Origin of the sequence: Achromobacter sp. GbtcB20 (genome assembly GCF_019091095.1) — a bacterium.
In the GTDB taxonomy this organism is placed as follows: Bacteria; Pseudomonadota; Gammaproteobacteria; order Burkholderiales; family Burkholderiaceae_B; genus Achromobacter; species Achromobacter mucicolens.
Genome location: NZ_JAGXJZ010000692.1, coordinates 1 through 253 on the forward strand (window position 1 = coordinate 1; position 253 = coordinate 253).

Consider the following 253-nt stretch of genomic DNA (forward strand, 5'->3'; position numbering starts at 1 on the left):
GGCGATCGATCTGAAGAGCGCGGGCGGCAAGGAGATCAACCAGAAGCCCGCGGCGCAGGCCGATGTGTTCATCCAGAACTACCGGCCGGGGGTCGCCGGCCGCCTGGGCGTGGACTACGAGACCTTGTCGGCCCTGGACCCGCGCCTGATTTATGTATCGGTGTCGGGATTCGGCGGGGACGGCCCCTATGCCACGCGTCCCGGACAGGGTCTGCTGCTGCAGGCGGGGTCGGGCGCGATGCTGTCGTCGGGC

The 253-nt window shown here is 69.2% G+C and carries 1 protein-coding gene; it reads left to right on the plus strand.

The window, feature by feature from the left end:
- A partial coding sequence (locus KVT32_RS30755; RefSeq protein WP_217619501.1) for a CoA transferase occupies positions 1–253 on the plus strand: 253 nt, incomplete at both ends.